The following is a 25405-nucleotide window of genomic DNA, read 5'->3' as shown; positions in this document are numbered from 1 at the left end:
ACCAATAAAAAACGCCCTGCACTTTCAAGCACAGGGCGTTTTTTTACTACAACCTACACAAACAATTATTTAACCGACAATTTAAAAATCGTCCGCGTTTTATATTGCTCACCGGGGCGCAACACTATCGACGGAAATTGCGGTTGGTTAATAGAGTCTGGCGCATGTTGTGGCTCCAAACAAAAACCGGTGCGTTTTTGATAGGTAATACCTTTGCCAGTTAATGAACCATCCAAAAAATTGCCGGAATAAAATTGAACACCGGGTTCTTCAGTGAACACTTCCAGTACGCGACCAGACGTTGCTTCTTCAACGCGCGCAGCGAGTGTTAATTCTTTGTAGGTTTTTTGATTAATCAAAAAATTGTGGTCGTAACCAAAGCCATTTTTGATTTGTTCATGATCGGCATTAATACATTCACCAATGGCACGTGGGCTGCGAAAATCAAATGGTGAATCGGCAACCGGCATAGGTTCGCCAACGGGAATTTGAATGTCGTTTACGGCATTAATGTGGTCGGCAAAAATTTGCATCTGGTGATTTAAAATATCGCCCTTGCCCGCCAGGTTGAAGTAGGTATGTTGGGTTAAATTCACCGGAGTCGCTTTATCGGTAGTGGCGAAATAATCCACGATGATTTCATCATTATGCGTGAACTGATAAGTCACAGTCACATTGAGGTTACCAGGAAAGCCTTGGTCGCCGTCTTCACTCAGTAAACGCAATGTCAAAACGGGGCCATTTTCATAATCTGTTGCCGTTGCGCTCCATACTTTTTTATCGAAACCGATTGGGCCGCCGTGCAAATTATTGCTGCCATTATTTGCGCCCAGTAGATAGGTTGTGCCATCCAGTGTGAATTGTGCATTGGCGATACGGTTACCAACACGGCCAATAAGCGCACCAAAATAAGGGCCAACATCCAAATAGGGTTCGAGGGTATCAAAACCCAACACGACATCCGCAAGTGCGCCGCTTTTATCGCGCATATGCCACTCGGTGATGATGCCGCCCAAGGTGATTATTTTTACGCTGCTGCCTTGTTTATTGGTCAGGGTAAATTCAGTGACTGTTTCGCCTGCAGGTGTAGTGCCAAAAATTTTTTGGCTAATTGCCGTAGTGCTTGTCATTAGAAATAGACTCTCGGTTTTTTCATTTTGATCGTTAATGGAATTACTCCGAATCCGCTTTATCTTGCCCAAAATCCGGAAGACCTTCGCTTGTCCAGTTAAGGCGACGAATATAGGTATGGCGGTTAGGATCAGTGAGCGGAGTGCCCTGTAGCTCCAGATAGTCGCGCGCATGATATACCATAATGTCAGTTTGACCATCATCAGCCACAGTAAAACTGTTGTGCCCGGGGCCGTAACGATTCAGATGCGCATTGGTACTAAATACCGGCTGCGGCAGCTTGTGCCATGAATTGGGATTGAGCAGATCAGCATCGGCATCGGCCCAAAGCAAACCCATTGCATAGCGGTGATCAGTTGCACTCGCGGAATAGCTGATAAAAATTTTGCCGTTGCGGACAATCACCGCAGCGCCTTCATTAACTTTGTAACCCTGAATTTCCCAATCCAATTCCGGACGGGAAATTTCGGTTTCTATCTCTCCGACTTGTGTAGGCGATAGTAACGTCGCGATATACAAAGCCGAGTTTAATTTTTCCTCCGGATCTTTTTGTGCCCACACCAAATAACGTTGGCCGTTGTGTTCAAAACTGGTTGCATCCAGCGCAAAAGAATCGCGCGCGGTATTGACCCGCCCTAACTCCTCCCATTCACCTTGCATTGGATCAGCATTGTGATTGGCAAGCACATACATGCGGATTAACCAAGGCTGCTCAGCATCGCCCGCAGCAAAATAGATGTACCAGGTGTTATCAAAATAATGTAATTCCGGTGCCCAAATGTTGGCTCCCATTGCACCACTGGCATGTTTACGCCACACCGTTTTTGCCTCTGCGCTGCTGAGCCCCGCGAGTGAATCAGCGCTGCGCATGTCGATGCGGTCAAATTCAGGCGCAGTAGCAATAAAGTAGTAATGGCCTTGCGGTGTGCGATGGATAAAAGGATCCGCTCGCTGCGGGATAAGTGCTACCGGAACATCCGATACTGCAGATTCGCCCGATACTTTTGTACCCTGCAGCCCATCTTCCTCTTTTTTGCTTGAATCAGTACAAGATGCCAGAACTCCAGCTATTAGCAGGACGGCAAAACTCAACGCATACTTCATAAAACCCCCTCACAGGTAAGCCGCACAGAATATCTGCCAGCAGACTTAACGCTCGTTAACTATTATTCTTTAAAGATTAATATTATATTACATATTCAAAAAATTAAACCAATAGAGAGAGATTTATGCGACCAACCCACTCTACCCGTTTCAACTTAACCCGACATCTGGCCAGATTCCTCTGTGCAACTGCTTTACTACTGACGGCTTCTATTACCAGCGCCAAACAAGTCGATGTGCATGACCCTGTGATGGCACGGGAGGGCGATAACTGGTACCTGTTTAGTACTGGCCCCGGTATCACCATCTACAGCTCCAAAGACCGGGTTAACTGGACCTTCTCGGATCGCGCATTTGCCACTGAGCCCACCTGGGCAAAATCGGTCGCGCCGGGTTTTAACGGCCATTTATGGGCACCGGATATCATCCACCACAACAACCAGTTTTATTTGTATTACTCGGTTTCTGCTTTTGGCAAAAACACCTCGGCAATAGGCGTGACGGTGAATAAAACCTTGAATCCGGCATCACCGGATTATCGCTGGGAAGATAAAGGCATAGTGATCCAATCTGTGCCTAACCGCGACATGTGGAATGCAATTGATGCCGCTGTGATTGTGGATGAACAAGGTACTGCATGGATGAGTTTTGGCTCGTTCTGGAGCGGCTTGAAAATTTTCAAACTCAATAATGATTTGACCCGTCCGGCAGAACCACAAGAATGGCACAGTATTGCACGGCGCGATCAAGTACCCGCCGACATCAACAGCAACGCAGGGCCAGGCGAAATTGAAGCGCCCTTTATTATGAAAAAAGGTGAGTACTTTTATTTATTCGCCTCATGGGGATTGTGCTGCAAGGGCGCAGGCTCAACCTATCACGTGGTGGTTGGCCGCTCTAAAAACGTAACCGGCCCCTATTTGGATCGCGCTGGAAAAGATATGAATGATGGCGGTGGCAGCCTGTTGATCAAAGGCAATAAAAAATGGGTTGGCCTTGGTCATAACAGCGCCTACCAATGGGATGGAAAAGACTATTTGGTACTGCACGCCTATGAAACCGCTGATAACTATTTGCAGAAATTAAAAATCCTGAATATCCACTGGGATAAAGAAGACTGGCCGCTAGTCAATGAAAGCGAATTAGAGAGTTACAAAAGTAAACGACTAAAATAATCCGCTAATCGATGTTAAAAAATGCATTTAAAGGAATAAGTGCAGTACATCACAAAAAAATGCGTCTTTATTTTTCATAACTTTTTGATCATAAGCAGTTAATTTTATGAGCATTAACTCTTTGTTTTAAACACACAATGACGCTAGGCTGTAACAAGGCATAGTAATCCCCTTGAAGGGAATGTGGTTTTTAACGGAGGTATGTAATGTCCAGAAATGATGTGTTACGTGACAATGTATTACGTGAAGAGCAAGGTGAAACCGCGCACGAACTGGCTGAATTAATGCGACTGGCGCAAGAAATGGGCAGGCGCTTAGGCAACGAAACACACGGCGAAATGTACGATGAAGTGCGCTTGCTTATTTCATTGCTCCACCAAACCCGCGCGCAAGCGGATGTAATTGATGCAAAATTAAATTCCGTTGACCCTATTGCGGATCTTATTGCGCGGCAACAACAGCAGCGCGGTTGAAGACATAAAACCAATCTATTATCAAAAAAGCCGATATCGAATAACTCCGATATCGGCTTTTTTATTAAAATTTTTATTTTTCTTGTCTTGGTTTTAGATTTTTTTTAGCGATTTACATTATTCACAGCGGATGATTAATGTTACTTTTTTGTAGCGCGGTGATAACGCAATGCACTTATACCTAACACGCCCATTAACACGAGCACCAAAGCGGATGGCTCTGGCACGCTTGTACTGTTGATAGCGACGGTAAAGTCATCCATCACCCACTGATCCCAACCGGCGAGATTGCTGTAAATATTCAGCTGGTCTATACCTGCCCAATCCAACTGAATCCACAGCGGAGAATCATTGGCCAATGCGATAGCTGAATCCAGCGAATAAATAGATACGCCATCTAAAAAGCCTTCAAAACTGATTTCATGGAAATAATCGCCAATCCAGGCTGCGGTAAAAAACGCACCAATAAAATCAAATGTTCCAGCAGAAGACAGGCTAATGCTGACATCAGCCGCGTATTGATTAAACGCGGCATTATTTCCCGATACCGTTCCTGCAGCATAACCGGTATCGGGATAATCATTTTTATTAATACTTGCCAAGGTCAACCAATTAAATCCCTGATATCCATCGCTTAGCGATTCATAAGGATCGCCCGATAAGTCATCAAAATTAATCACTGTTGCCGAAGAAAAACTGGCAAATAAAGATAGACAAAAACCTGCAATTATTTTTTTCATTACTGACTCCATTAATTAGCCACGATAAGTTAAACCAAAATAAATTAAACCAGATACATTACTCAGGACACTTCCATTAGGAAGTGTCCATTAAGGTGATATTTAATTTTGCGATTACTGAGCCAACGCTTGTACCTGAGTATCGGTCAACGCGGTTTCATAAATGCGCAACTCATCCATCAACCCTTTGTAGGGAACATCCCACCAATTAACGCCCAGCGAGAACACACCAGTATTTGTGGTAAATACATTAGGGAAATTCACACCGCTGAATTTTTTTACGCCATTGACGTAGACATTCACTGCGCCATTATTTACGGCAAATGCCACATGGCTCCATTGGCCTACCGGAATGTTCATTCCTAACCCTGCGTCATACCAAGCGGTACCTGACCACAACATAGAATGCCCATTGACCCAATCGTGCCCCATGGGCAATAAACTCACCCAGGAATTGCCATCGCGGGCTCCAAAAAATGTGGTGGAGAATGCGGTGAGTTGATCCGGGTTTAACCAAAGCGATACGGTATATGTATTTTTAGTGATAATTCCGTTCGGTAAGCGAATACCACTGCTGCCATTAAATACAGCTGCGTCACCTGCAACACCACTGGTGTAACTAATACTTCCGCCTGCAGCGTCAATCAAATTGCCGCTGACAGTTCCCGCCGTCAACACACCGGTGGAATCATTCAAATTATTATCAAATGCATAGTGGGCAATCAAACCACTGGCACTTTCTTCACGCACAACAACGGTAAAACTTTTCGTAGTGGTCGCAGTGCCTTTTTTGATAGTGGCAACCAAGGTTACCAGCGCATCACCCGAGCCATTCGCGGGGCGTTTCACTATGCCTGTAGCACTGACAACGGCAGTGTTGGATGAACTCCAACTGATAGTTGCATTGCGGGCAGCTTCCACGGGCAAAGTTAAGTTGGAAGTCACCGCAGACGTATCGCCCAAACTTAATTCTGTTTTGATCGCCGCCACTATTTGTGCATCGGTTTTTTTAGCTAGCTTGCTGCCAAAAATAGCAACGCCTTGATTGGAAAGCGCTGTAAATGTCAGCGTATAGGTTTTGGCGGTTTCGTCCCATTGATTAAGCAATACCCCTTTATAGGTGGGCGCGCCATCCAGATTAATTTCAATATGATTATCGCCAACCAATGCCCAACTGCCGGTTGCGGCACCGGTAATAGCGCCTGATGAATTCAAGCTAACCAGTTGCGATTTTTTAATTGCAGATGAAATATCTTTACCATGATTGACCAACAGAAAATCACCGGGAATAAAATCGCGGCGCACACTGGCCAGCGTTTCATTTGCGTAGCGATAAGGCGCAACCAACAGCCAGCCATCGGCATTCATCAGCAATTGGTGCACGCGGATTTCATGCGCTTCACCACGCTCGGGGAAACGTGAATGGAAAATAATAAAATGCTTTCCGCTTGCCGCATCGTAATACGCAGAATTGTGGCCTGGCGATACATAACCCATCCCGATTCCGGTACCAGTTTCACCCAACTTGCGTTCAAACAAAAAATTGCCCATTAATTTCACACCGTAGGGTGAGATGGAAGCATCATCAAAAATAGGCAAGGCAGCATTGGATTTTACGTTGGCCATGTCATTGCCTTGCGCATCCAGATAAGGGCCATCGGGGTTCAATGAGCGCGCCACGCGGATGTTGTATCCACCGACTGCATCCAAACCACCAAAAGACGTGAACATGTAGTAATAGGATGTTTGCGGACTATACAAAACATACGCGCCTTCAATACGGCTGTGATTGCCACCGAGCAAATGTTTGCCGTAGCCCTGCCCTGGTAATGGCATACCGGTTTCCGGATTCAATTGCAGAATAAAAATGCCGCCGGAATAGGAGCCGTACATCATCCACAACTTTCCGGTTGCATCATAAAAAGTATCCGGATCAACCGCGTTCGGATGTTTACGCGCGTCGTAAACCGTACCGTCTTCACTCGCTAATCCCCACATGCCCGATTTCAAAATGATGCCTTTATTAACGTAAGGTCCATCTACTTTATCGGCCACCGCAACACCAAGCGCAGAGCGAGGTGAATCGCCTTTGCAGGCGTTGTAATACATATAGAATTTGCCATCGGCTAGTTGGATTACATCGGCCGCCCAGAGCGTATTGCTTTGCGCCCAGGAAAAGGTTTCCGCTAATTCAGTAAGTACGTTATTGAACAGCGGATTCGTCTCGCTCACGCCGTCGGCAATCGAATACCACTTGAGCAAATCCGGTGACTTGGCTGCGGCTAAATGCGAACCAAATACATAGTATTCGCTGCCTACCTTGATCACCGAAGGGTCATGTACAGATGCATTGATAAAACCGGGTACGGTTGGTGCCAATATTTGGGCTTGGGTATTCAAAGCTTGTACGCCCAGTGCCAACGCAGCCAAGGGGGCAGCCAACCACCGCAATGCAGATCGTTTGATACTCATCTCTCTCTACTCCTACTTATGATTATTGAGTTATGTCTGACAATTAAATATACGCAGGCAATAAATCACTCACCCAGTGAATGGATCATCGACAGGCAAAAACAATTTGCGGACAAAAATTGAGGTGAAACAGGTTGTAGCGGCATAAAAACATTATTTTTATAGCCGGGTTAGTGTGTCACGACTCAATTCAACACTCAATCATAATTTATTATTATCTTATAATTTATAATAATTAGACGAAGGCGCTGTTAGAAGCCTACTTCAGCCAGGCAGTGCCAGCCCGGCAGCGGTAGTTTTGACGGATGCCATTTTTGGCACTAGGGTTAAAAAAAACATAATGTGGTATTTGACGCCGGATCCACCTATCTCTTACCTGTAAGCAGCTTTACACGCTTCTACCCACTAGCTCACGTATTGCCCATGCCGGAAACCAACAGAATTGATGCGGTGTTGATGCTGGCAAAAAAATTACCATCTTTCCCATTGCAGACGAACCTATTGAGGTTTACACCGTGTTTTCAAAAAAAACCGGCGACATATACATAAAACGTTACGAAGAAGCACTCACAGCAATTAAAAAACAAACTGCATATGAAACCTTACTTCAACAGCACGAGCTTAATACGCCTTGAACAGTAAAGTGATGGCAGCGCATGCTGCCATCTTTATTAATGATTATTCACGCAGCAATCTGACACCATAAATACCACCCGCAATAGAGCCGGGCGAGGCAACAAATTTGAGTGTGTATTTGCCCTTGGATTTTTTTACCAAATCACCCGGAATGGCATAATCCACCATGAAAAATGCTTGTGCATTGCCTGTAGATTCTACGTTGGCAATCACTACATCATTTAAATAAATGTCAAAACGGCGGCCGGAATCAATGCCTGCGTAGGTGATCTGAAGCGTTTTTGCCTCCTGCTTTTTATCATTCAACTCATAACTAAACCAGGCACGGCTGTGACGCCAATGGCGGCCATTATGTAGCCCAGCCTCACTTTGCTCGCCTTTATAGAAATGATCTGATTCCGGTTGTTGCTCACCCGGTGCAACCTGGTCAATTGTTTTTGCCTGCAATAGTAACCGCGCCTGTTCATCGGCCGCCGCTTTTGCGCGAGCCAGTTCCAGATCATTCGCGTTTGTGTAAGGCCAATAAATACTGTAGCGGGATTCATGCAAGCGGAAAAACGGGATCAATTCAATATGTGACATTTGCTTGCCATTAATTAGCCCTGTGGCATCAAAGGTTAATGGCTTGCCCGCGACAGGTTTTAATTTCTGGATAAAATCCTGTGAATTACCCAATAAAAATGGTGCAGCTTCAAGTGGGCACATTTGCCCGTGTGCGATATGCCCCATGCGCGAGTCATCGCTAAAATAATTGAGCGTTTCATTTGCAAAAGGCTGGGTTTTTGCAGCCAGCACTATTGGGCCATGCAAGATTGCATAGTAATTTGAGCCATCGGGCATTTTTTCCAGCGCGGTATGCATGGGCAGGGTCAGCTCCACTTTATCGCCTTTTTTCCAACGGCGTTCAAGCGCAATAAAGTCGCCCGGCTGTTGGGTTACATCAATCTTTTTACCATTGACACGCAAACCAAGCGCGCCTGCTTTTACCCACCCAGGGTAACGTAATTGCAAACGGAAACGCGCCGCTTTATCAATGACTATCGATGTAGTTTCTGCATCGGGAAATAAGGTATTTTGTGTTAGCTTGATACCTTGCTCTTTCCATTCCATGCGCGATGCAATAAATAAGTTGATAAATATTTCGGGCGTTTGTTTGGATTTTTTATCGCGCGCATAAATAAATTCCGCGTATTTGGAGTGACTTTCCAAACCTGAGCCTACACAACACCACATGCCGTCGTGCACCTGCGAATAAACACGGTAATGATTGGGGCGCATAGGCGTGAAATAGACAAAACCACCGGTGCGCGGATTTTGCGAACCCAAAATATGGTTATAGAGTGCGCGCTCGTAGTAATCCACATATTTGGTTTGAGGCACAGTCAATTGCAGCGCAGATTGTCCAGCAGACGATTTTTTTCCCGAAGCATCACCAGAAGACAAGTACAACAACTCTGTCAGTTTAAGCATGTTGTAGGTATTGCAGGTTTCCGGCCCTTCTACTTCATGCACCATAGGCGCGAAATCGGCAGTGTTGTGGAAGTGCTCTTTCACACTGTTACCACCAATCGCTACTGTACGTTTATCAATTACTGTTTGCCAAAAAAATTCTGCAGCACGATTCCAGTCCGCATTGTTTGTTGCATCTGCGTAGCGTTTAAAACCAATTACCTTGGGAATCTGGGTATTAGCATGCAAGCCAGTCAACTGGTCTTGTTGTTTTTCCAAAGGCTGTAAAATTGCCTGATGGGAAAAGGCTTCCGCCAGTTTCAGGTATTTTTTATCGCCGGTGATGTCTGCTACATCTACAAAAATTTCATTCATGCCGCCGTGCTCGGTACGCAGCATAGTTTGCATTTGCTCAGGCGATAAATTGTTAGTCAGTGCAATTGTCCAATCGGAGAGTTTCACCAACATGTTTTTTGCATCTTTACTCCCTGCATACCAATAAGCATCGCGCAGGCCAGCATACATTTTGTGAATGTTATACCAAGGCACCCAGCGCTCATTGGTGGAAAAATTATCGGCGCGGATATCACCTTTGGCGATCTCCTCCCACATTTTTTTGCTGTCAGGAATACCACCAATATAACCAGTGCCCAATTTATCCTGGCATTTTTTTAATTCAGCAATCACATAATCCAAACGCTTTTTCACTGCAGGGTCTTTAGTGGATGCATATAACAATGCCAGCGCAGAGACATAATGGCCGCCCATATGGCCATCCAACCCGGTGGATTCCCAATTGCCATAAGTTTCTTTATACGGCAACCCGGCCTCACGCCGAAACGGCGCAAGCAGCTTCTCGGCATCCAATGCCATGACGTACTCTTTATTGGTGTTTTGCGCTTGCAGGAAGGGGCCATCCAACAATTGCACATCGCGCAGGGGAACAAATTCAAGGGCGTAGCTTTTAGTCACACCGCCCAACAAGATCAGCAAAACAACCCATTGTTTCATCATGTTTACCTTTCTATTTTTATCGGCTTATGAAATGCAAAAGGCAACTCTTGCGAGCTGCCTTTTGTGCAATTTACCTGTTACCAGTATTGCATACTTAGAACGTTATACGTGCGCCCACTGCAAACGTACGGCTGTATAACGAGGAACCGAAGTTATTTGTGGTTGAACCATTTTCACCGTAGTAACTTTGGTAAATTTCTTCGGTCAAGTTGGTACCATCAAATGTCAATGACAGGTTATCGGTCACTTGGTAACTGATTTGTAAATCCATGCTGGCTTCTGGTTTTCTCCAAATTTCCAGTGGGTTTGCAAACAGTGCAGCTTCGTAGTTGTTCAGGAACTCACTGCGCCATGCATAAGATAAACGCATGCCCAGATTGTCTTTGTCATACGCCAACACAACACTGTAAGACTCATCTGACACACCAAACAAATCAGTTTCTTTGCTTCCGGTAATTTCACCGGCTGAGTTGGTCATAGGTGTAGTTTGCGATGAATCCAACGCGGTGTAGCTTGCTTGGATACCAAAGCCATCAAGATACCAAGGCAAGTTTTGCGGGAACCACACTGCACCCAATTCAAGGCCAGACAATTCGCCATTAGACGCATTGAACGGTTGGCTCAACACATAAGTGCCGGTTTCGCCATCTTCATTGGTGTGCTGTACCTGACGACGGAAATCAATAACAAAACCTTCTACTTCACGCTTGAACAGGGTGCCGTAAAGGGAACTTGATTCTGCAAAATACCATTCCAATGAGAAATCGTAGTTTTTGGATTCAGTTGGTTTAAGGTCTGCATTACCGCCACTTGCAGTACCATAACCAATGCCGGTCACATCCTCGTTATAAATAATTTGCGAGTTGAGTGCAGCAAAGTTAGGACGACGCAAAGTTTCGGTGTAAGCCAAACGTGCATAAAGATCATCTGCTAATTCATAGCGCAATGAGAGGCTTGGCAAGAACTTGGAGGTGTCTGTTGAATCGGCATAAACATCTCTGCCAGCTGAAGCGGTATCAGTAAATTCCATATCCGTTTCAGAACCGGTATAGCGAACACCAATTTCACCATCCAATTTTCTGCCAGCAACTTCAAACTCATATTGGCCAGTAACATAGGCAGATGCAGTCAACTCATCAATGTTAAAGCTTTCATCCATACGCTTCTTTTGCAAACCGTACACGCTGCGCATTTGATCGGCATTGGAGCGCAGATAGTAACCATTGGCAACAGCCCAGGTTGTTGGCACATCGGCTTGTCCATCAAAGAAACCACTGTTGATGTAGGTCAGTTCGTCAGTGATGGCGACAGCGTTGTTAAAACCTTCCTGACGGCTAAACGATTCTGCCGCAGTGCGTTGATCAATACGGATACCCGCATTAATTTGCGTGAAAATACCCAGCGCTGCATCGTAAGTAGCATCGGTGGTAAAGGTGACTGCATCGCCTTCGTTTTTGTTGGCGTTGTCGTACAGCTGGGCAGTTTTCCAGTTGGCAACATCAGCAACATCAGCTTCATTCAAATTGGCAGTGGCAGGGTTATCGATAAAACTGAACGCAGGAATTCCACCACCTGCATTAAAGTCTACATTCAAACCGTAGCGTGCATTTTCATAACGCGCGGCAATAAAATCAGTTTCAAATGTACTTTCCTGATAAACCACTTCTGACTTCACATTCAGATCATCAGTCAGCTGCCAATCGCCGCCCAATGCATACACAAAACTATCGGTCTTACCGGTTGTTAAGTCACCACTGGTGAACGACCAGTTATCTTTTACGCTACGCGATTTAACAATATTAGTGCCTTCAAACAATACTACGTTTGCATCGGCAGCCGCTGTTGGGCTGTTGGCATAAGAACCCCACCAGTCAGCAAAAGTAAATAACAGCGAGTTGAAAGAATCGTTGCGGTAGCCGTTGTAAAACGCTTCAAAGGTATATTCAGACGTGTCGTTAGGTGCAAATTGTAACGAGACGTTCGCTGCAGAGCGCTCACGCTTACCGGTGAAATCGCTCGCGAATACCGCATCGCGGCCGAGGATATATTCCATCGGCTGGCCATTGATATCCAACGTAGAGCCTGGTGCAGAAGGCAAACCATTTAACAGGCCTGGAGTCCAGATGGGATTCTCAGCTACACCGGGTTTATCCAGAAAAATACGCTCGTAATTACCAAAAGGCGCGAGTGGGTTATCTGTTGCAAATGGCACCATTGCACCAGCGGTAATACTTTGGTCGCGATAATTTGTTTCAGCGAATGAAAGGTTTACCAATGCACCGAAGTCACCTGAACTGGTCTCCCAACGGTCGCTGGCCAAGACGCTGATATTAGGGTCGGTTTTATCTGCTTGTTCTTGATTGATTGCACGTGCAGCGACAACAATTTTACTGCCGTCAAAATCGAATGGGCGCTGGGTTTTAATATCAACAGAACCGGCAATACCATTTTCAATTTGCGATGCAGAACGGGTTTTGTATACATCCACCTGCTTGATCAAGCTGGCAGGAATATCTTGCAGAGCAACCGCTAAACCAGATGCAGTAAAAATATTGCGTCCATTTACGGTGGTATTAATGTCGGTCAAACCACGGATAGAAATACCGGCAACTTCACCTGAACCGCGGTTAGTGACTTGCACGCCGGTGATACGTTGCATTGCTTCGATAACGTTGTTGTCAGGAAATTTACCAATATCTTCCGCCACAATCGCATCCACGATTTGGGTGTTATTGCGCTTAACATCCAACGCTTGCGTCAAGCTTCCGCGGATACCAGTAACAACGACTTCTTCAATTTGCTCGTCTTGTTGGGCAAATGCAGGCAGGCCAGCACCAAAAGCTGCAACCATGGCTACCGCCATACTGAGTGTTTTTTTCTGGAACATGAGGATCTCCCGTATGTGATTGCTGCATGGATGAGTTCTCTTGCTGCAACAATCATTATTATTAAATCGGTGTTTTATTTGTCTTATGAACTGTCTTAAAACAAGCGGGGAAGTTTTTCCGCCATTACCGGAAGCAGGTAATACAGAGCGACAACCAAGCCTGCATACGCCACTTATTATGCATATTGTAAGACAAATAAAATACTATCCCCGCCAGCAATTTACGTCAACAGATAAAAATACTTTTTTAGATGGAATTTTCCGCACTAAAAGTCATTTTTACTATTACACACCAACCAAAAAATAACGTTATTCCGCCATCAAAGATGACAAAAACACGCGTAACTTCGCTGTTATTAAGGGGTTTTGAAGCATTTTCGCCCGATTATTATCTTACAATAATATCTGGTTTTACGTATGATCCGCCGTGGCTTAAACGCCAATGACTCGTTGAAACATAATAAAAAGGTAACGCTGATGATTCATTTCTCCTCCCTGGATTGGATGGTGCTGGCTGGCTTTATGTTGCTGCTGGTTGCCGTTGTGCTCTGGTCACTGTTCGAAAAAGAAAAAAACACATCGGATTATTTTCTTGCGGGGCGCAACGCGGGTTGGCTGGTGATTGGCTCATCCATTTTTGCATCCAATATTGGTTCGGAACATTTGGTTGGATTATCCGGTGCGGGCATGCAATCGGGTATGGCAATGGCGCATTGGGAATTGCAATCCTGGATTATTTTGTTGCTCGGCTGGGTGTTTGCGCCCTTTTATTGGAGCAGCAAGGTATACACCATGCCCGAGTATATGGAGCGCCGTTATTCGTCCAGCTCACGCACTTTTTTATCATTTATTTCGCTCGTCAGCTATGTGCTCACCAAAGTCTCGGTAACGGTGTATGCCGGCGGGGTTGTATTAAAAACCGTGCTGGGAATTGATTCGCTGTGGGGCATTGATTTTTTCTGGATTGCTGCACTGGGGCTGGTTGTGATTACCGGGATCTACACGGTGCTGGGCGGAATGAAAGCCATCATGTGGACATCGGTTTTACAAACACCGGTACTTATTATTGGCTCATTGGTCATTCTGGTAGTGGGTTTGGATAAAGTCGGCGGCTTTGCTGAACTTGAGCGAATCAATGGTGAAAATATGCGATTGATGCGCCCGATGGACGACGAAAACTTTCCTTGGCCAGGCGTTATTTTTGGCTCATTTATTATCGGTTTTTGGTATTGGTGTACCGATCAATATATTGTCCAGCGTGTGCTCTCCGCCAAAGGAATCCAAGCCGCACGGCGCGGCACTATTTTTGCCGGTTATTTAAAATTGCTGCCGGTATTTATTTTCCTGTTCCCCGGCATGATTGCTTTTGCGCTACACGCACAGGGAAAAATCCATATAGAAAGTGCCGACCAGGCGTTTGCCGTGTTGGTATCAGAATTATTGCCGTCCGGTATTAAAGGTATTGTGATTGCCGGTTTACTTGCCGCACTCATGAGCTCCCTCGCCTCTTTATTTAATTCATCGGCAACGCTGTTCACCATCGATTTTTATAAAAAATTCAAGCCTGATGCCAGTGAAACCAAACTGCTCAGTGTTGGCCGCCAAGCCACCATTGCGGTGGTGATATTAGGTGTGGTGTGGATACCGGTTATGCAAATGGTGTCCGATGTACTTTATGAATATTTGCAACTGGTACAAGCGTTAATTGCACCGGGAATTGCCGTGGTATTTTTATTGGGCGTTTTCTCCAAGCGCATTACACCTGCAGCCGGGCTGATTGGATTAGTCAGCGGTTTTGTGTTGGGCATGTTGCGTTTGGTGCTCACTATTTTTAAAGAACAGCTGGCAACGGATGGCGTGCTCTACGCACTGGTCGATATGAATTGGCTGTACTACTGCTCACTGTTATTTATCGTGATTTGCGTATTGGTTATCGCCGTCAGTTTCTTCACCAAGCCCGCACCGGAAGCGCAGCTTGCAGGGCTGACGTACGGCTCTATCAGTGCCGAGCAAAAAACAGAAATCAAAGCGGGCATCGACAAGTGGGATATTATCCACACATGCATTATTGTCGGTATTACCGCGTTTATTTATTGGCGTTTTTGGTAAGGCCTGCCGGTTTAAAAAAGCGGTGCCGATGATATCGGCACCGCTTTTTTATTGTCTTTTAATTTATGGCCTGACGATTTGTTGCTTGCGGGGCTGAATCCTGAATAAAAAAACCGCTACAGAAAACTGTAGCGGTTGAAAAAGTGGTGTTAACAAAAGCGTTACACCATCCAACGACAAAGGATTAAGTCCAGTGAACACATAACTCTTACAGCAGAGTACAACAGGAGTGCAGTCATGCGGGCGATCAAACACTCTATTTGTAATATAATATATTAATAATTCTTAAAGTCCAGTGTATTTGCGATTATTTTCTTCCTGCGCAACAACAATAAAAAACAGCAATAAAAAAGCCCTGCATGGCAGGGCTTTTCGCAACTGTATATTGGCAACTCTATACAGTTGAATTAAAACGAGTAACGCACACCCACTGCATAGGTTTTGGAATAGATACCGTTACCAAAGTTAAACAGGTTTTGGTTCCCCTCACCGTAGTAGTTTTGGTAAACGTCATCCAACAGGTTGGTGCCATCAAAGGTGATTGCCAACTCGTCGGTGATGTCGTAACTCAATTGGAATGACAGATCCTGCTCAGGTCGGCTCCAGAATTGGATGGGGTTAGCGAAGATCGACGCTTCGTTGCCCTGGTAGAACTTCTCGCGCCATACATAAGACAAGCGCGCACCAAAGCCTTCTTTCTCGTAGGCCAACACCAGACTGTAGGATGAGTCAGACACGCCACTCATTTTGGATTTGTTGTAACCACTGATGCTGCCATCTTCAGCAAACTCAGGGTTCAACTGTTCGGAGTCCAGCATGGTGTAGCTCGCCTGCACGCCCAGACCATCCAGCACAGCGGGTAAATTATCCGGGAAGTACACCAAACCCACTTCCATACCCGACAGCTCGCCGTCTGCCGCATTCACGGGCGCGTTCAACACATAAGGGCGCGTAACACCATCGTCGCCTTCGCGCACAACCGTCTTTTTACCGTTAATCACCAAACCATCGATTTCACGCTTGAACAAGGCACCATACAGCGAGCTGCCTTCAGCGAAATACCACTCTAGCGACATATCATAGTTTTTAGAGTAGGTCGGCTTGAGCTGTGGGTTGCCACCGCCCCCGGTGCCGTAAGGCGTGCTGGTCAGCGGATCCTGGAAATCCTGATGGGGATTCAAAGAACCATACTCGGGCATACGCAGGGTTTCGGTGTAGGCAACACGGCCTACAACGTCATCGGTAATATCCCAGTTCAACACCAGGCTGGGTAAAACCTCTTGCGCAGAAGAAGTGCCGGGAACCAGAACACCGTCCTGCCAGAATTCCAGATCTTGTTGATAGTCCACTGCGCGCACGCCAAATTCACCGCTCAGGTTGTCACCCAGGTGAAATTGTGTGGTGACATAAAACGCAGCCGCGTCTTCATCAACACTGAAGCTTTTCTCCAGCACCGGATCAATTTCCAAATCATAAACCGTGCGTACTGCCGCTTTGTTTTGCAGCATGTAGTAGCCATTGGCGGTGATGAAACGATCGAAAATATTGGCGCGACCATCAAAATAATTAGTCGCGGTATAGACGATTCCCGAGCCATCACCAGAGGCACCTGCTGCAACCAACAAATCCATTAATTCATTGACGCTGGTGCCGCCGATTCCTGCGCTTTGATCGCGCGACATGGTTTCCGCACCGCGGATCTGATAGCGGCCACCGACTTTAATACTGTCGATGAAACTGCCATCGAGCTGCCAATCGGCATCCAGGCTGTAGGCTGCAGAATCACCCGTGCTGCTACCGCCGTTGTCGTAGACAGTACCGGCGTTCCAGTTGGCAACGGCAGAAATATCTGACTCATCCACCGCGGTCGCCGGGTTGTCCCAGAACTCCACCGAAGGCACACCATCGCGATCGTTGTAGTCCACATCCAACCCATAGGCAGTGCGATCAAAACGCATCGCAAAGAAGTTGTTGGTGTATTCACTGTCTTGCAACACCAGCTCTGAATTCAGCGTCAGCTTGTCCGTAGGAGTCCACTTCGCCCCCAGAGCCCATAGGTAGCTATCGGTTTTGCCATCGGCATAGTCACCACTTTGGAAACCGCCGTTGCCGCGCCCTTGATGCTCTTTGACAACATTGGTGCCTTCGTATACGAGCGGAATAGCAATGTTGCCGTTTTGATGCTCAAGCGTGTTGGTAAACCACATGGCATTTTGTTGGGTATTGCGATAGCCCGTGTAAAAGCCTTCCGCTAAAAATTCCCAGTCATCATTCGGTGCCCACTGCAAAGAAAAACTGGCAGCCGGGCGCTTGCGGAACCCTGAGAAAACGCTGCCGAAAACGGCATCGCGCATCATCAAGTAATCGACAGTTTCACCATCCACATTCAAAGTCGAACCTGCACTGTACGGAATACCGTTTTCCAACCCCGCTTGCCACACCGGCTTGCCACTCGAATTATTAGGGATCATCTGATAAGGCGTGTAGTTAGATGCAGGCGTTGCCGAAAAGAATGGGAATACCGCACCGGCGGTCATGCTGTCATCGCGATAATGTGTTTCGGCGTAACCAATATTGATCAACGCGCCGATTTCGCCAGCGTTTTCCAACTCCCAGCGATTGCTGTAGAGCGCACTTACGTTAGGATCAATTTTATCGGGCTGATCGGCATAAATACCGCGTGCGGCCAACACCACTTTTTCACCGTCAAACATAAACGGGCGATTGGTTTTTACATCAATAGAACCGGCGATACCGCGTTCGGTGCGATCAGCAGAACGCGTTTTATACACATTCACACTGCTCAGCAAGCTTGCGGGAATATCCCAAATTGCAACATCGCGACCAGCACCGGTAAATACATCGCGGCCATTCACGGTGGTATGAACGTCAGTCAAACCGCGGATCGAAATACCGGTCACTTCACCGCCGCCGCGGCCGGTCGTTTGCACACCGGTGACGCGTTGCAATGCTTCTACGACGTTGTTATCAGGAAATTTACCAATATCTTCTGCAACGATTGCATCAATAATTTGGGTATTGTCACGTTTGATATCCAATGCTTTGGTCAAACTGCTGCGAATACCTTGTACTGTCACTTCTTCAATTTGTTCTTCTTGTTGTGATTGTTGTTGTGATTGTTGTTGTGATTGTTGTTGTGATTGGGCAACACTGATTTGCGCCATCATTGCGGCCAATACCGCTGAGGCTAAAGCTGTCTTCTTATACATTTTTCAACTCCAAATTTTTTTAATAAATTTGAGTTAATGTGAGTGCATTAACTCAATCAAAAAGCATTCAGGTGCGAGGGGAACAAACCCCTCGCGGCTGCGCATTACTGGGCAGTTGAACCTTCTTGATAAAGTGAGTTAATTTTTTCTGCGCTGATGGTGCCAGTGAACACTTTCAACTCATCGATGGCACCGTTGTATGGCGTATCCCAATAATTCACGCCCAGCGCAAATTCATTGGTGTCACCCGCAACCGTCATCACACGGCGGAAATCCGTTGATGTCACTTGCAAGGAGCCATTCACAAACAGTTTGATGGTGTTGTTATTTTCACCATCCACCATAATGACAATATGCGTCCATTGCCCCGCAGGAATACGGTTAGCCAATTCAGCGTTGTCGTAGAAAGACGGACCGTTTGCCCACACACGGGTTTTACTAGTGCCCGCCATAGACGGAACCAGGCTCAACCAATAGTTGGCATTAGCGCCACCAAAAAACGCGGTGGTGTAATCCGTAAATGTGGTGGGTTTTAACCACAGGGAAATGGTGTAGCTGTTAGTCGTAATTAAATTATCGGGTAAGCGAATACCGGATGCGCCATTCAGATTGACCGCTTGGCCTTTTACACCTTCCACGTAGCTAACCGCACCACCGGTGTTGCCGATACGATCGCCAGTTACCGTGCCCGCTGGTGCAACATCGTTCAGTGATGCCAAGCTGTTTTCGAAGCTGTATTCAGCCGGTGCAAGCGATTTAATAGTTACCTGGAATTCTTTGGTATCGGTAAAACCTTGATAATTGATATGCGCAGTCAAGGTAACGGTTTTATCACCTTCATCGGCAGTCGGTTGCATTACCACAGCAACACCGTTGGTTGGTTTCAAATATTTTTCATCACTTGAAGTCCAACGAATTCCGGATACAAATGGACCAACGCGCAACAAATCAAAATTTTCGCGCACGGCTGACATATCACCCAATTCCAATGCATCTTTTACGAAGCCGGCAAATTGTGAAGGATCGGTCAGGTTATTAATTGCAGCACCGTTGATATCCAAACTACTCAATGCGTAGTCGTACACAATCAAGTCATCGATTTGCCCAACAAATGGTAAATCCCAACCGAAGTTAACGCCCAATGCATACAAGCCGCCATTTTTGAAAATATCATCGCGTGGCATTGCACCGGCAAAGGCACCGTCGATATATAAATTCATCATGCCGTTTGAATAAGTGATTGCCACATGTTGCCATTGGTTTAACGGCGCTGTTGCTGAATGAACAACTTGATTCCAGTTGCCCATGTAGTTACTCCAAATCAATGAACCCGTAGTGAACCACGCATTACCCGGAATATAACTTGACCAGTGATCAACATCTGTCGCCATAAAAAATGCTGGCGTATGCGTGTTCAGGTTTTCTGCTTTCATCCAGAACGACACTGTGTATTCGCTGGATTTAATAATGTCATCCGGCAAACGAACACCGTTAGCGCCATTGAAATCGTAAGCCTGTCCACCGGCGTAACCTGCTGCAAATGTTGGCGCAGTGGCATCCACATTAAACAAATTATTGTCAGTGGTTTTTGCAACGGCGAATTTACCCATTGAGTCTGTCAATGCATTTTCAAAACGATAATGCGCTACTGCATTTTTGAATGCAGGGCGTGCTCTTAGGGTTACATTGAAAGTTTTGCTAATAGTTTGCCCGCCTAGCGATAAATTCGCGGTGAGCGTAACGGTTTGGTCACCCAAATCAGGCGTAGGAATAAATACATTGCCTTGTGAATCGATAAAATATTCGTTGCTGCTTACCCAATTGATGGTGGTTCCACTTTTACCCACCGTCGGCAATAAATAACCTTCATCGGCCAGCGTTAATTCCGTTTTGATATTCAGCGCATCTGCCACTGTGCTCAACGCTGTTGATGTCGCGGCAATGCCATCGGTGCGAGTTCCGAATACAGAGGCACCATCGCGCGCCATTGCACTGAACACTGGAACCAATTCTTTTTTGCCGTTATCCCACTGCCACTTGAGCACACCAAAATAAGTGCCGGAATCCAACACCAGTTTGATGGAGTCGTCGCCCATGATCATCCACGAGCCTTTATCGCTACCACTGACACTGCGGTTTTCATGCAGCGTGATATAGCCGGATTTGATCGCGGTTTTATTAACCGCCTTGCCCTGATTTACAAATTTGTAATGGCCTGGCACTTGTGCAACATCCACCACATTATCGCCATTTAACGGAACGTAACGCTGTGGAGAAACCACCAGCCAACCTTCTTTATTCACAAACATTTCGTGCGTGCGAACAGCATGCGCTTCAATATTGTTTGGATAAGCCGTTGCCGATGCAGGGAAGCGAGTATGAGTCACTAACAAGTGGCGTTTGCTCGCTTCATCGTAATAAGCCGAGTTGTGACCAGGCGATTGATAACCCCAGGATGGAGCAGCTTCACCCAAGGCTTGGGTAAATTCAAAACCACCCAATAATTTGCCGCCAACCTCAAGGCCAGCGCCATTGGCGATGTCATTACCTGCCGGATCAAGATAAGGTCCCTTCGGGGTTTTTGAACGTGCGATACGAATGTTATAACCATCGTTCGCTGCGAAACCGGCCACCGAGTAGAACAAGTAATAGTAATCAGCTACCGGGCTGTACATGACGAACGCGCCTTCAATTGCGCGGAAGTCGCCACCTAACAAATGTGTACCGTAGCCCTGCCCTGCTTTGGGTTTGCCGGTAGTGGTATCCATTTCCAGAATAAAAATACCGCCGGAATAGGAACCGTACACCATCCACAAGCCGCCGGATTTATCGAAGAAAGCCGCGGGATCAATTGCATTAGGATCCACCGCGCCATTCCAGCTTGTCTGGCCGTTATCTAATGGATACGCAGAAAATTCACTGGCGTTGCGATAACCGCTGCGCAGGAATACGCCTTTGTTGACGTAAGGGCCTCCCACTGAATCAGCTTCAGCCAAGCCGAGATACGAACGGTTCCAACAGCCGCCATTGTCAGCCTCAGTCTGTGCACAGTGGTTGTAGTAGAACCAATATTTGCCATTAGGCGCTTTGATCACATCGGCCGCCCAGTTGCCTTTAAAGCCATCTGTCCAGGCAATACCTTCAGCAATCTGGGTGGAATAGGTATTAAACAGCGGGCTTTCATCTACCGCCGCGTTGTTGGAAAGCACCGAAATGTATTCCCAATTGACCAAATCATTGGATTTGGCAGCGGCCAGATGGGAGCCAAAAATATAATAATCACTGCCCGCTTTAACGATGGATGGGTCGTGCACGCCAATATCTTCAAAGGCGACTGAACCGTCGCTAGCCAATGGAATACCACTGGAAAGCGCAGGCTTACTGTAGGTAGGCTCCGGAGATGCAGGAACTGTGTTGTAGGACTTACCGTCACCGCCGCCACCGCAGCCGCCCAATAACAGCAAACCGCCAATGACAAGCGCCAGGCTTGATAGCTTCATGAATATACCTCTCGTATAGTTATTGATTATTAATAGCGCCAGAGTCTTCTGTGGATTCCGGTCAAACTCCCTGTTCTGCTCCAGCTATGCGGCATGGGCTCAGGGTTTTTATATATGTCATACAATACTACATCCAAATAATATTGTAATACAATATGTCTTTTTAACCGTTAAGAGGCTTTATATGGCCACCGCTTTGGCAAAGAAAAACTACAGAAAGAGAAAGGTAAATTTGCACCCGCCCGTTAATTGTTGTCGGGCAGTGTAAAGATCGGTTGCGGGGAGCGCTTTTAGAAAATCCTTTTTATACAGTAAACCTCATCCGCGAACCCGATGGGTTTGCGAGAAAAATAATTAACTAGTAGAAACCGATTACTGAGGCTTAAACATGGACCGCAGACAATTCATTACAGCGATGGGCGTATTAGGCGCGGCGGCAGCATTGCCTATACCGGCGTTTGCGAGCACTAAAAAACACAACTACAAATTTGGTTTTCAACTTTTCTCCGTTAACCAGGATATGAACCGCGATCCCATAAGCACACTAAAAGCAGTGGCAGCTATGGGCTATGAAGATTTTGAGATATTTGGTTTTAACGGTGACCAAGGTACTTTTTACGGACAAAAAGCCGCTGCATTTAAAACCCTGCTGGATGATCACAATGTCACTGTTTCCAGTGGGCATTTTGAATTTGCGCCGCTGTTAGAAAAGTCTGACGCTGCACTGATGCGTTTTGTGGATCAGTGTATAGAGGGTGCTCGCACCTTGAATATGAAATACATCACCTGGCCTTGGTTGGCACCGGAGCAGCGATCGATTGAGAATTACAAAGCGCTCTGTGAAAAATTGAACCGTATGGGTGAGCGAGTCAATTCAGCAGGGCTTGGTTTTGCTTACCACAACCACGGTTTTGAATTTGAAGATCAGGGTGGCCAGAATGGTTACGATATTATTTTGAAGGAAACTGATCCCGCTCTGGTAAAACTACAAATGGATCTTTTCTGGGTTATGCACTCATCCAAGCACTCCCCTAAAGAGCTAGTGAAAGCGCAGCCAGGGCGCTACGTGATGTGGCACATCAAAGATATGGACAAAAAAACGCGGGACTACACCGAGCTTGGCAACGGCTCAATTGATTACCCCAGTATCCTCCCCGACCCTGTTGCCGCCGGAATGGAATTTTATTATCTAGAACAAGGCGGAAACTTTACGCACAGCGCGCTACAAAGTGCAGCCGATAGCGCCCGCTATTTTAAACAGAACCTGCAACATTTATTTTGATGCAGGTTCTGCATGCCTTAACCTGTGTTTCTTAACCTGTGTTAGTGAGCAATACATTTACTCATTAACAACAGCCGAAAAAAAACCCGCCTGAGCGGGTTTTTAGCAAACAAGGTGTCAGGGATTAACCCGCTGAGCGAGCTTTATACGCGCGGACGACCTGGTTGAAATCTTCTGCAAATTTTTGCAGCTCTTCCATTTCTTTCTTTTCTTCAGCGCGCGATAAACCGGCGCAACCTACATAATCCTGCACGGCTTTTACGTAGGCTTTTACATCATTATTTGCCTTGACCATTTGCGCGGTTACTACGGTTGCTGCATCCGGAATTTCAGGCTTGGCAGCCGGTTTTGAGCAAGCAAATACCATAGTAGATGCCAATGAAGATGCACAAAAAGTCAACGCAAGAACAAACGGCTTCATAAATTTTCCTCTCCAATAAAAAACAAGAACTAAACAATTTATACGCGGAAGCGGCCAACCAACTCCGCCATACGCGCTGCCACATCTGCCAGGTTATCGGTGCTGGACGTAATGCGGCTGGAACTCTCAGCAGTATGGGTAGCTACTAAAGAAATACGGTCAATATTGGTTTCGATCTGGCGAGTTGCCGCACTTTGCTGCTCCGACGCAGCGGCAATCTGGTTAGTCCTGTCGCGAATTACACTTACGATTTCCGTAATGTGCTCCAACGCACTGCTGGCATCACTCGCTTGCACAACCGCATTGCTCGCCTGGCTTGTGCCCGCCGTCATCATTTCTACCGCTTGCTGCGCGCCTGATTGCAAACGCTCAATCATTTCGCGAATTTCAGTGGTAGAACTTTGGGTTTTGGAAGCAAGCGTACGCACCTCATCTGCTACCACTGCAAAACCGCGCCCTTGCTCACCGGCACGCGCCGCTTCAATCGCCGCGTTCAGTGCCAGTAAATTGGTTTGGTCTGCAATTCCGCGGATGACATCCAACACCGAACCAATACTCACAGTTTCATTGCGCAAACGGTCAATCACTTCCGCAGCGGTTTTAATATCGGTTGAAAGCTCGGTAATTTGTCCCATGGTGTTAACCACCAGGGTTTTACCTGCAGAGGCAGCGCCATCGGCCTGCAAAGATTTATCGGCGGTGTCAGACACACTCACAGTGACATCCTGCACCACACTTGCCATTTCTTTTACTGCGCCGACGATGTGCTGGATTTCATTTTGCTGTGTGCGGATTTCACTTTCGTTATCGCGCGATAATTGCGATAAGGTTGATGCACTTCCGCTTACTTCACGCGCGGTGTGCGCAACGTTGGCAATAATCGATTGCAAGTGCTCTACAAATTGATTGAAGCGGCGCGACAATTCTGTCACTTCATCATTACCGGCTTCAGGTAAACGACGGGTCAAATCACCCTCGCCTTGTGCAATATCGCGCAATGCAATAACAACTTCATTGACTGGGCGAACAATACTTAATTGCACGGCATAAGCGAGCGATGCAGCCACAAGACTAATAATGACAATGAGCATTAATGCACTGAGTACAGCCGCACTGACAATGTCATCAATCTCACTCATATCAATGTGCAAGCTGATAGTGCCAATACGGGCGCCTTCTGATTTGATCTCTTCCGTAATCGTCAGCAAATGCCCTTTGGTTTCAGTACCCAATGCGCGCGGGCTACCTGCAAATGCTGCAGGAACCTCTTTGGCAGTGACACTTTTTTCATACCAGGCAAATGGCTTTTGGTTACTGTAAATCACAGCAGCCAATACCCGCGGGCTAACACGCAGGCCATTCAAAGAAGCAGTGACGGTTGCAGCATCATCAAAGGTCATTGCCCCTACACTGGCTTCACCCAACACCTGCGCCAGAGTGCGTACATCTTCAATAATGGCAGATTCAGTCCTGTTAATGCCTTCGCGTACAGTAACCAAAGTAGTAACAACAACAGCTGCAATACAGGTCAGGGTAACGCTTAGCAAAATCTTCCATTTCAGCGATAAGTTTTTCACTCGCACCTCAAATTCTTGAACAAAGATTTAACAAAAACGCATTTGTGAGGTTGATCACATTTTGCGCGTAAGGCTAGCAGACATTTTTTTTATTGCATCAGTTTTTATACCAATCAATAGAACTTTAAGGCCTATTTTTTAGCTTTCCATGTATTTGCGTTATATAAACAGCCGAAATCACAAATAATTTGACGAAAAATAAAAT

The 25405-nt window shown here is 46.3% G+C and carries 14 protein-coding genes; 4 read left to right on the top strand and 10 right to left on the bottom strand.

Annotated elements, in window-relative coordinates:
- Positions 1 to 65: 65 nt before the first annotated feature.
- Together B2739_RS09255 and B2739_RS09250 are read right to left on the bottom strand one after the other, a co-directional pair.
- The gene (locus B2739_RS09255; protein WP_331345579.1) at positions 66 to 1130 is read right to left on the bottom strand and encodes an aldose epimerase family protein; all 1065 of its coding nucleotides are present in this window, start codon (positions 1128 to 1130) and stop codon (positions 66 to 68) included.
- 43 nt (positions 1131 to 1173) lie between these two features.
- On the bottom strand, positions 1174 to 2235 hold the full coding sequence (locus tag B2739_RS09250) for a glycoside hydrolase family 43 protein (protein ID WP_331345578.1): 1062 nt from the start codon (positions 2233 to 2235) through the stop codon (positions 1174 to 1176).
- 125 nt (positions 2236 to 2360) lie between these two features.
- Between B2739_RS09250 and B2739_RS09245 the strand changes: the two genes are divergently transcribed.
- Both B2739_RS09245 and B2739_RS09240 read left to right on the top strand, forming a co-directional pair.
- Positions 2361 to 3410 (top strand): arabinan endo-1,5-alpha-L-arabinosidase, encoded by a 1050-nt coding sequence (locus tag B2739_RS09245; protein ID WP_331345577.1) that lies wholly within the window; start codon positions 2361 to 2363, stop codon positions 3408 to 3410.
- Positions 3411 to 3616: 206 nt separating this feature from the next.
- Positions 3617 to 3883: a hypothetical protein gene (locus tag B2739_RS09240; RefSeq protein ID WP_331345576.1), complete on the top strand. Its 267-nt coding sequence runs from the start codon at positions 3617 to 3619 to the stop codon at positions 3881 to 3883.
- A gap of 140 nt (positions 3884 to 4023) precedes the next feature.
- On the opposite strand, the gene B2739_RS09235 is transcribed toward B2739_RS09240, so the two are convergent.
- The 4 genes from B2739_RS09235 to B2739_RS09220 all read right to left on the bottom strand — a co-directional run bounded on the left by B2739_RS09235 (position 4024) and on the right by B2739_RS09220 (position 13081).
- Positions 4024 to 4623: a PEP-CTERM sorting domain-containing protein gene (locus B2739_RS09235; RefSeq protein WP_331345575.1), complete on the bottom strand. Its 600-nt coding sequence runs from the start codon at positions 4621 to 4623 to the stop codon at positions 4024 to 4026.
- A 114-nt stretch (positions 4624 to 4737) separates the two neighbouring features.
- Positions 4738 to 7095 (bottom strand): LamG-like jellyroll fold domain-containing protein, encoded by a 2358-nt coding sequence (locus tag B2739_RS09230; protein ID WP_331345574.1) that lies wholly within the window; start codon positions 7093 to 7095, stop codon positions 4738 to 4740.
- A gap of 678 nt (positions 7096 to 7773) precedes the next feature.
- Positions 7774 to 10194: a glycoside hydrolase family 127 protein gene (locus tag B2739_RS09225; protein WP_331345573.1), complete on the bottom strand. Its 2421-nt coding sequence runs from the start codon at positions 10192 to 10194 to the stop codon at positions 7774 to 7776.
- Between the two features lie 94 nt (positions 10195 to 10288).
- Positions 10289 to 13081, bottom strand: a complete 2793-nt coding sequence (locus tag B2739_RS09220; protein ID WP_331345572.1) for a TonB-dependent receptor — start codon at positions 13079 to 13081, stop codon at positions 10289 to 10291.
- Positions 13082 to 13558: 477 nt separating this feature from the next.
- Here B2739_RS09220 and B2739_RS09215 point away from each other — a divergent pair, with 477 nt between their 5' ends.
- Entirely contained in the window at positions 13559 to 15190 is a 1632-nt protein-coding gene (locus B2739_RS09215; RefSeq protein ID WP_331345571.1) for a sodium:solute symporter, read from the top strand.
- Positions 15191 to 15597: 407 nt separating this feature from the next.
- Here B2739_RS09215 and B2739_RS09210 read toward each other — a convergent pair whose 3' ends face one another.
- Positions 15598 to 18420, bottom strand: a complete 2823-nt coding sequence (locus B2739_RS09210; protein ID WP_331345570.1) for a TonB-dependent receptor — start codon at positions 18418 to 18420, stop codon at positions 15598 to 15600.
- A gap of 104 nt (positions 18421 to 18524) precedes the next feature.
- A complete protein-coding gene (locus tag B2739_RS09205) occupies positions 18525 to 21920 on the bottom strand; it encodes a LamG-like jellyroll fold domain-containing protein (protein WP_331345569.1) in 3396 nt (1131 codons plus the stop codon).
- A 388-nt stretch (positions 21921 to 22308) separates the two neighbouring features.
- Between B2739_RS09205 and B2739_RS09200 the strand changes: the two genes are divergently transcribed.
- Entirely contained in the window at positions 22309 to 23202 is an 894-nt protein-coding gene (locus B2739_RS09200) for a TIM barrel protein (protein ID WP_331345568.1), read from the top strand.
- Positions 23203 to 23326: 124 nt separating this feature from the next.
- Here the strand turns inward: B2739_RS09200 and B2739_RS09195 are convergent, their stop codons facing one another.
- A complete protein-coding gene (locus tag B2739_RS09195; protein ID WP_331345567.1) occupies positions 23327 to 23623 on the bottom strand; it encodes a hypothetical protein in 297 nt (98 codons plus the stop codon).
- 38 nt (positions 23624 to 23661) lie between these two features.
- Positions 23662 to 25200 carry a methyl-accepting chemotaxis protein gene (locus tag B2739_RS09190; protein ID WP_331345566.1) on the bottom strand — a complete coding sequence of 513 codons (1539 nt, stop codon included), beginning with the start codon at positions 25198 to 25200 and terminating at the stop codon, positions 23662 to 23664.
- Positions 25201 to 25405 lie beyond the last annotated feature (205 nt).

The organism is Cellvibrio sp. UBA7661 (assembly GCA_002483365.1).
Lineage (GTDB): Bacteria > Pseudomonadota > Gammaproteobacteria > Pseudomonadales > Cellvibrionaceae > Cellvibrio.
Note: the sequence above shows the minus strand (reverse complement) of the source record. Positions and strands in the feature narration are given on the sequence as shown.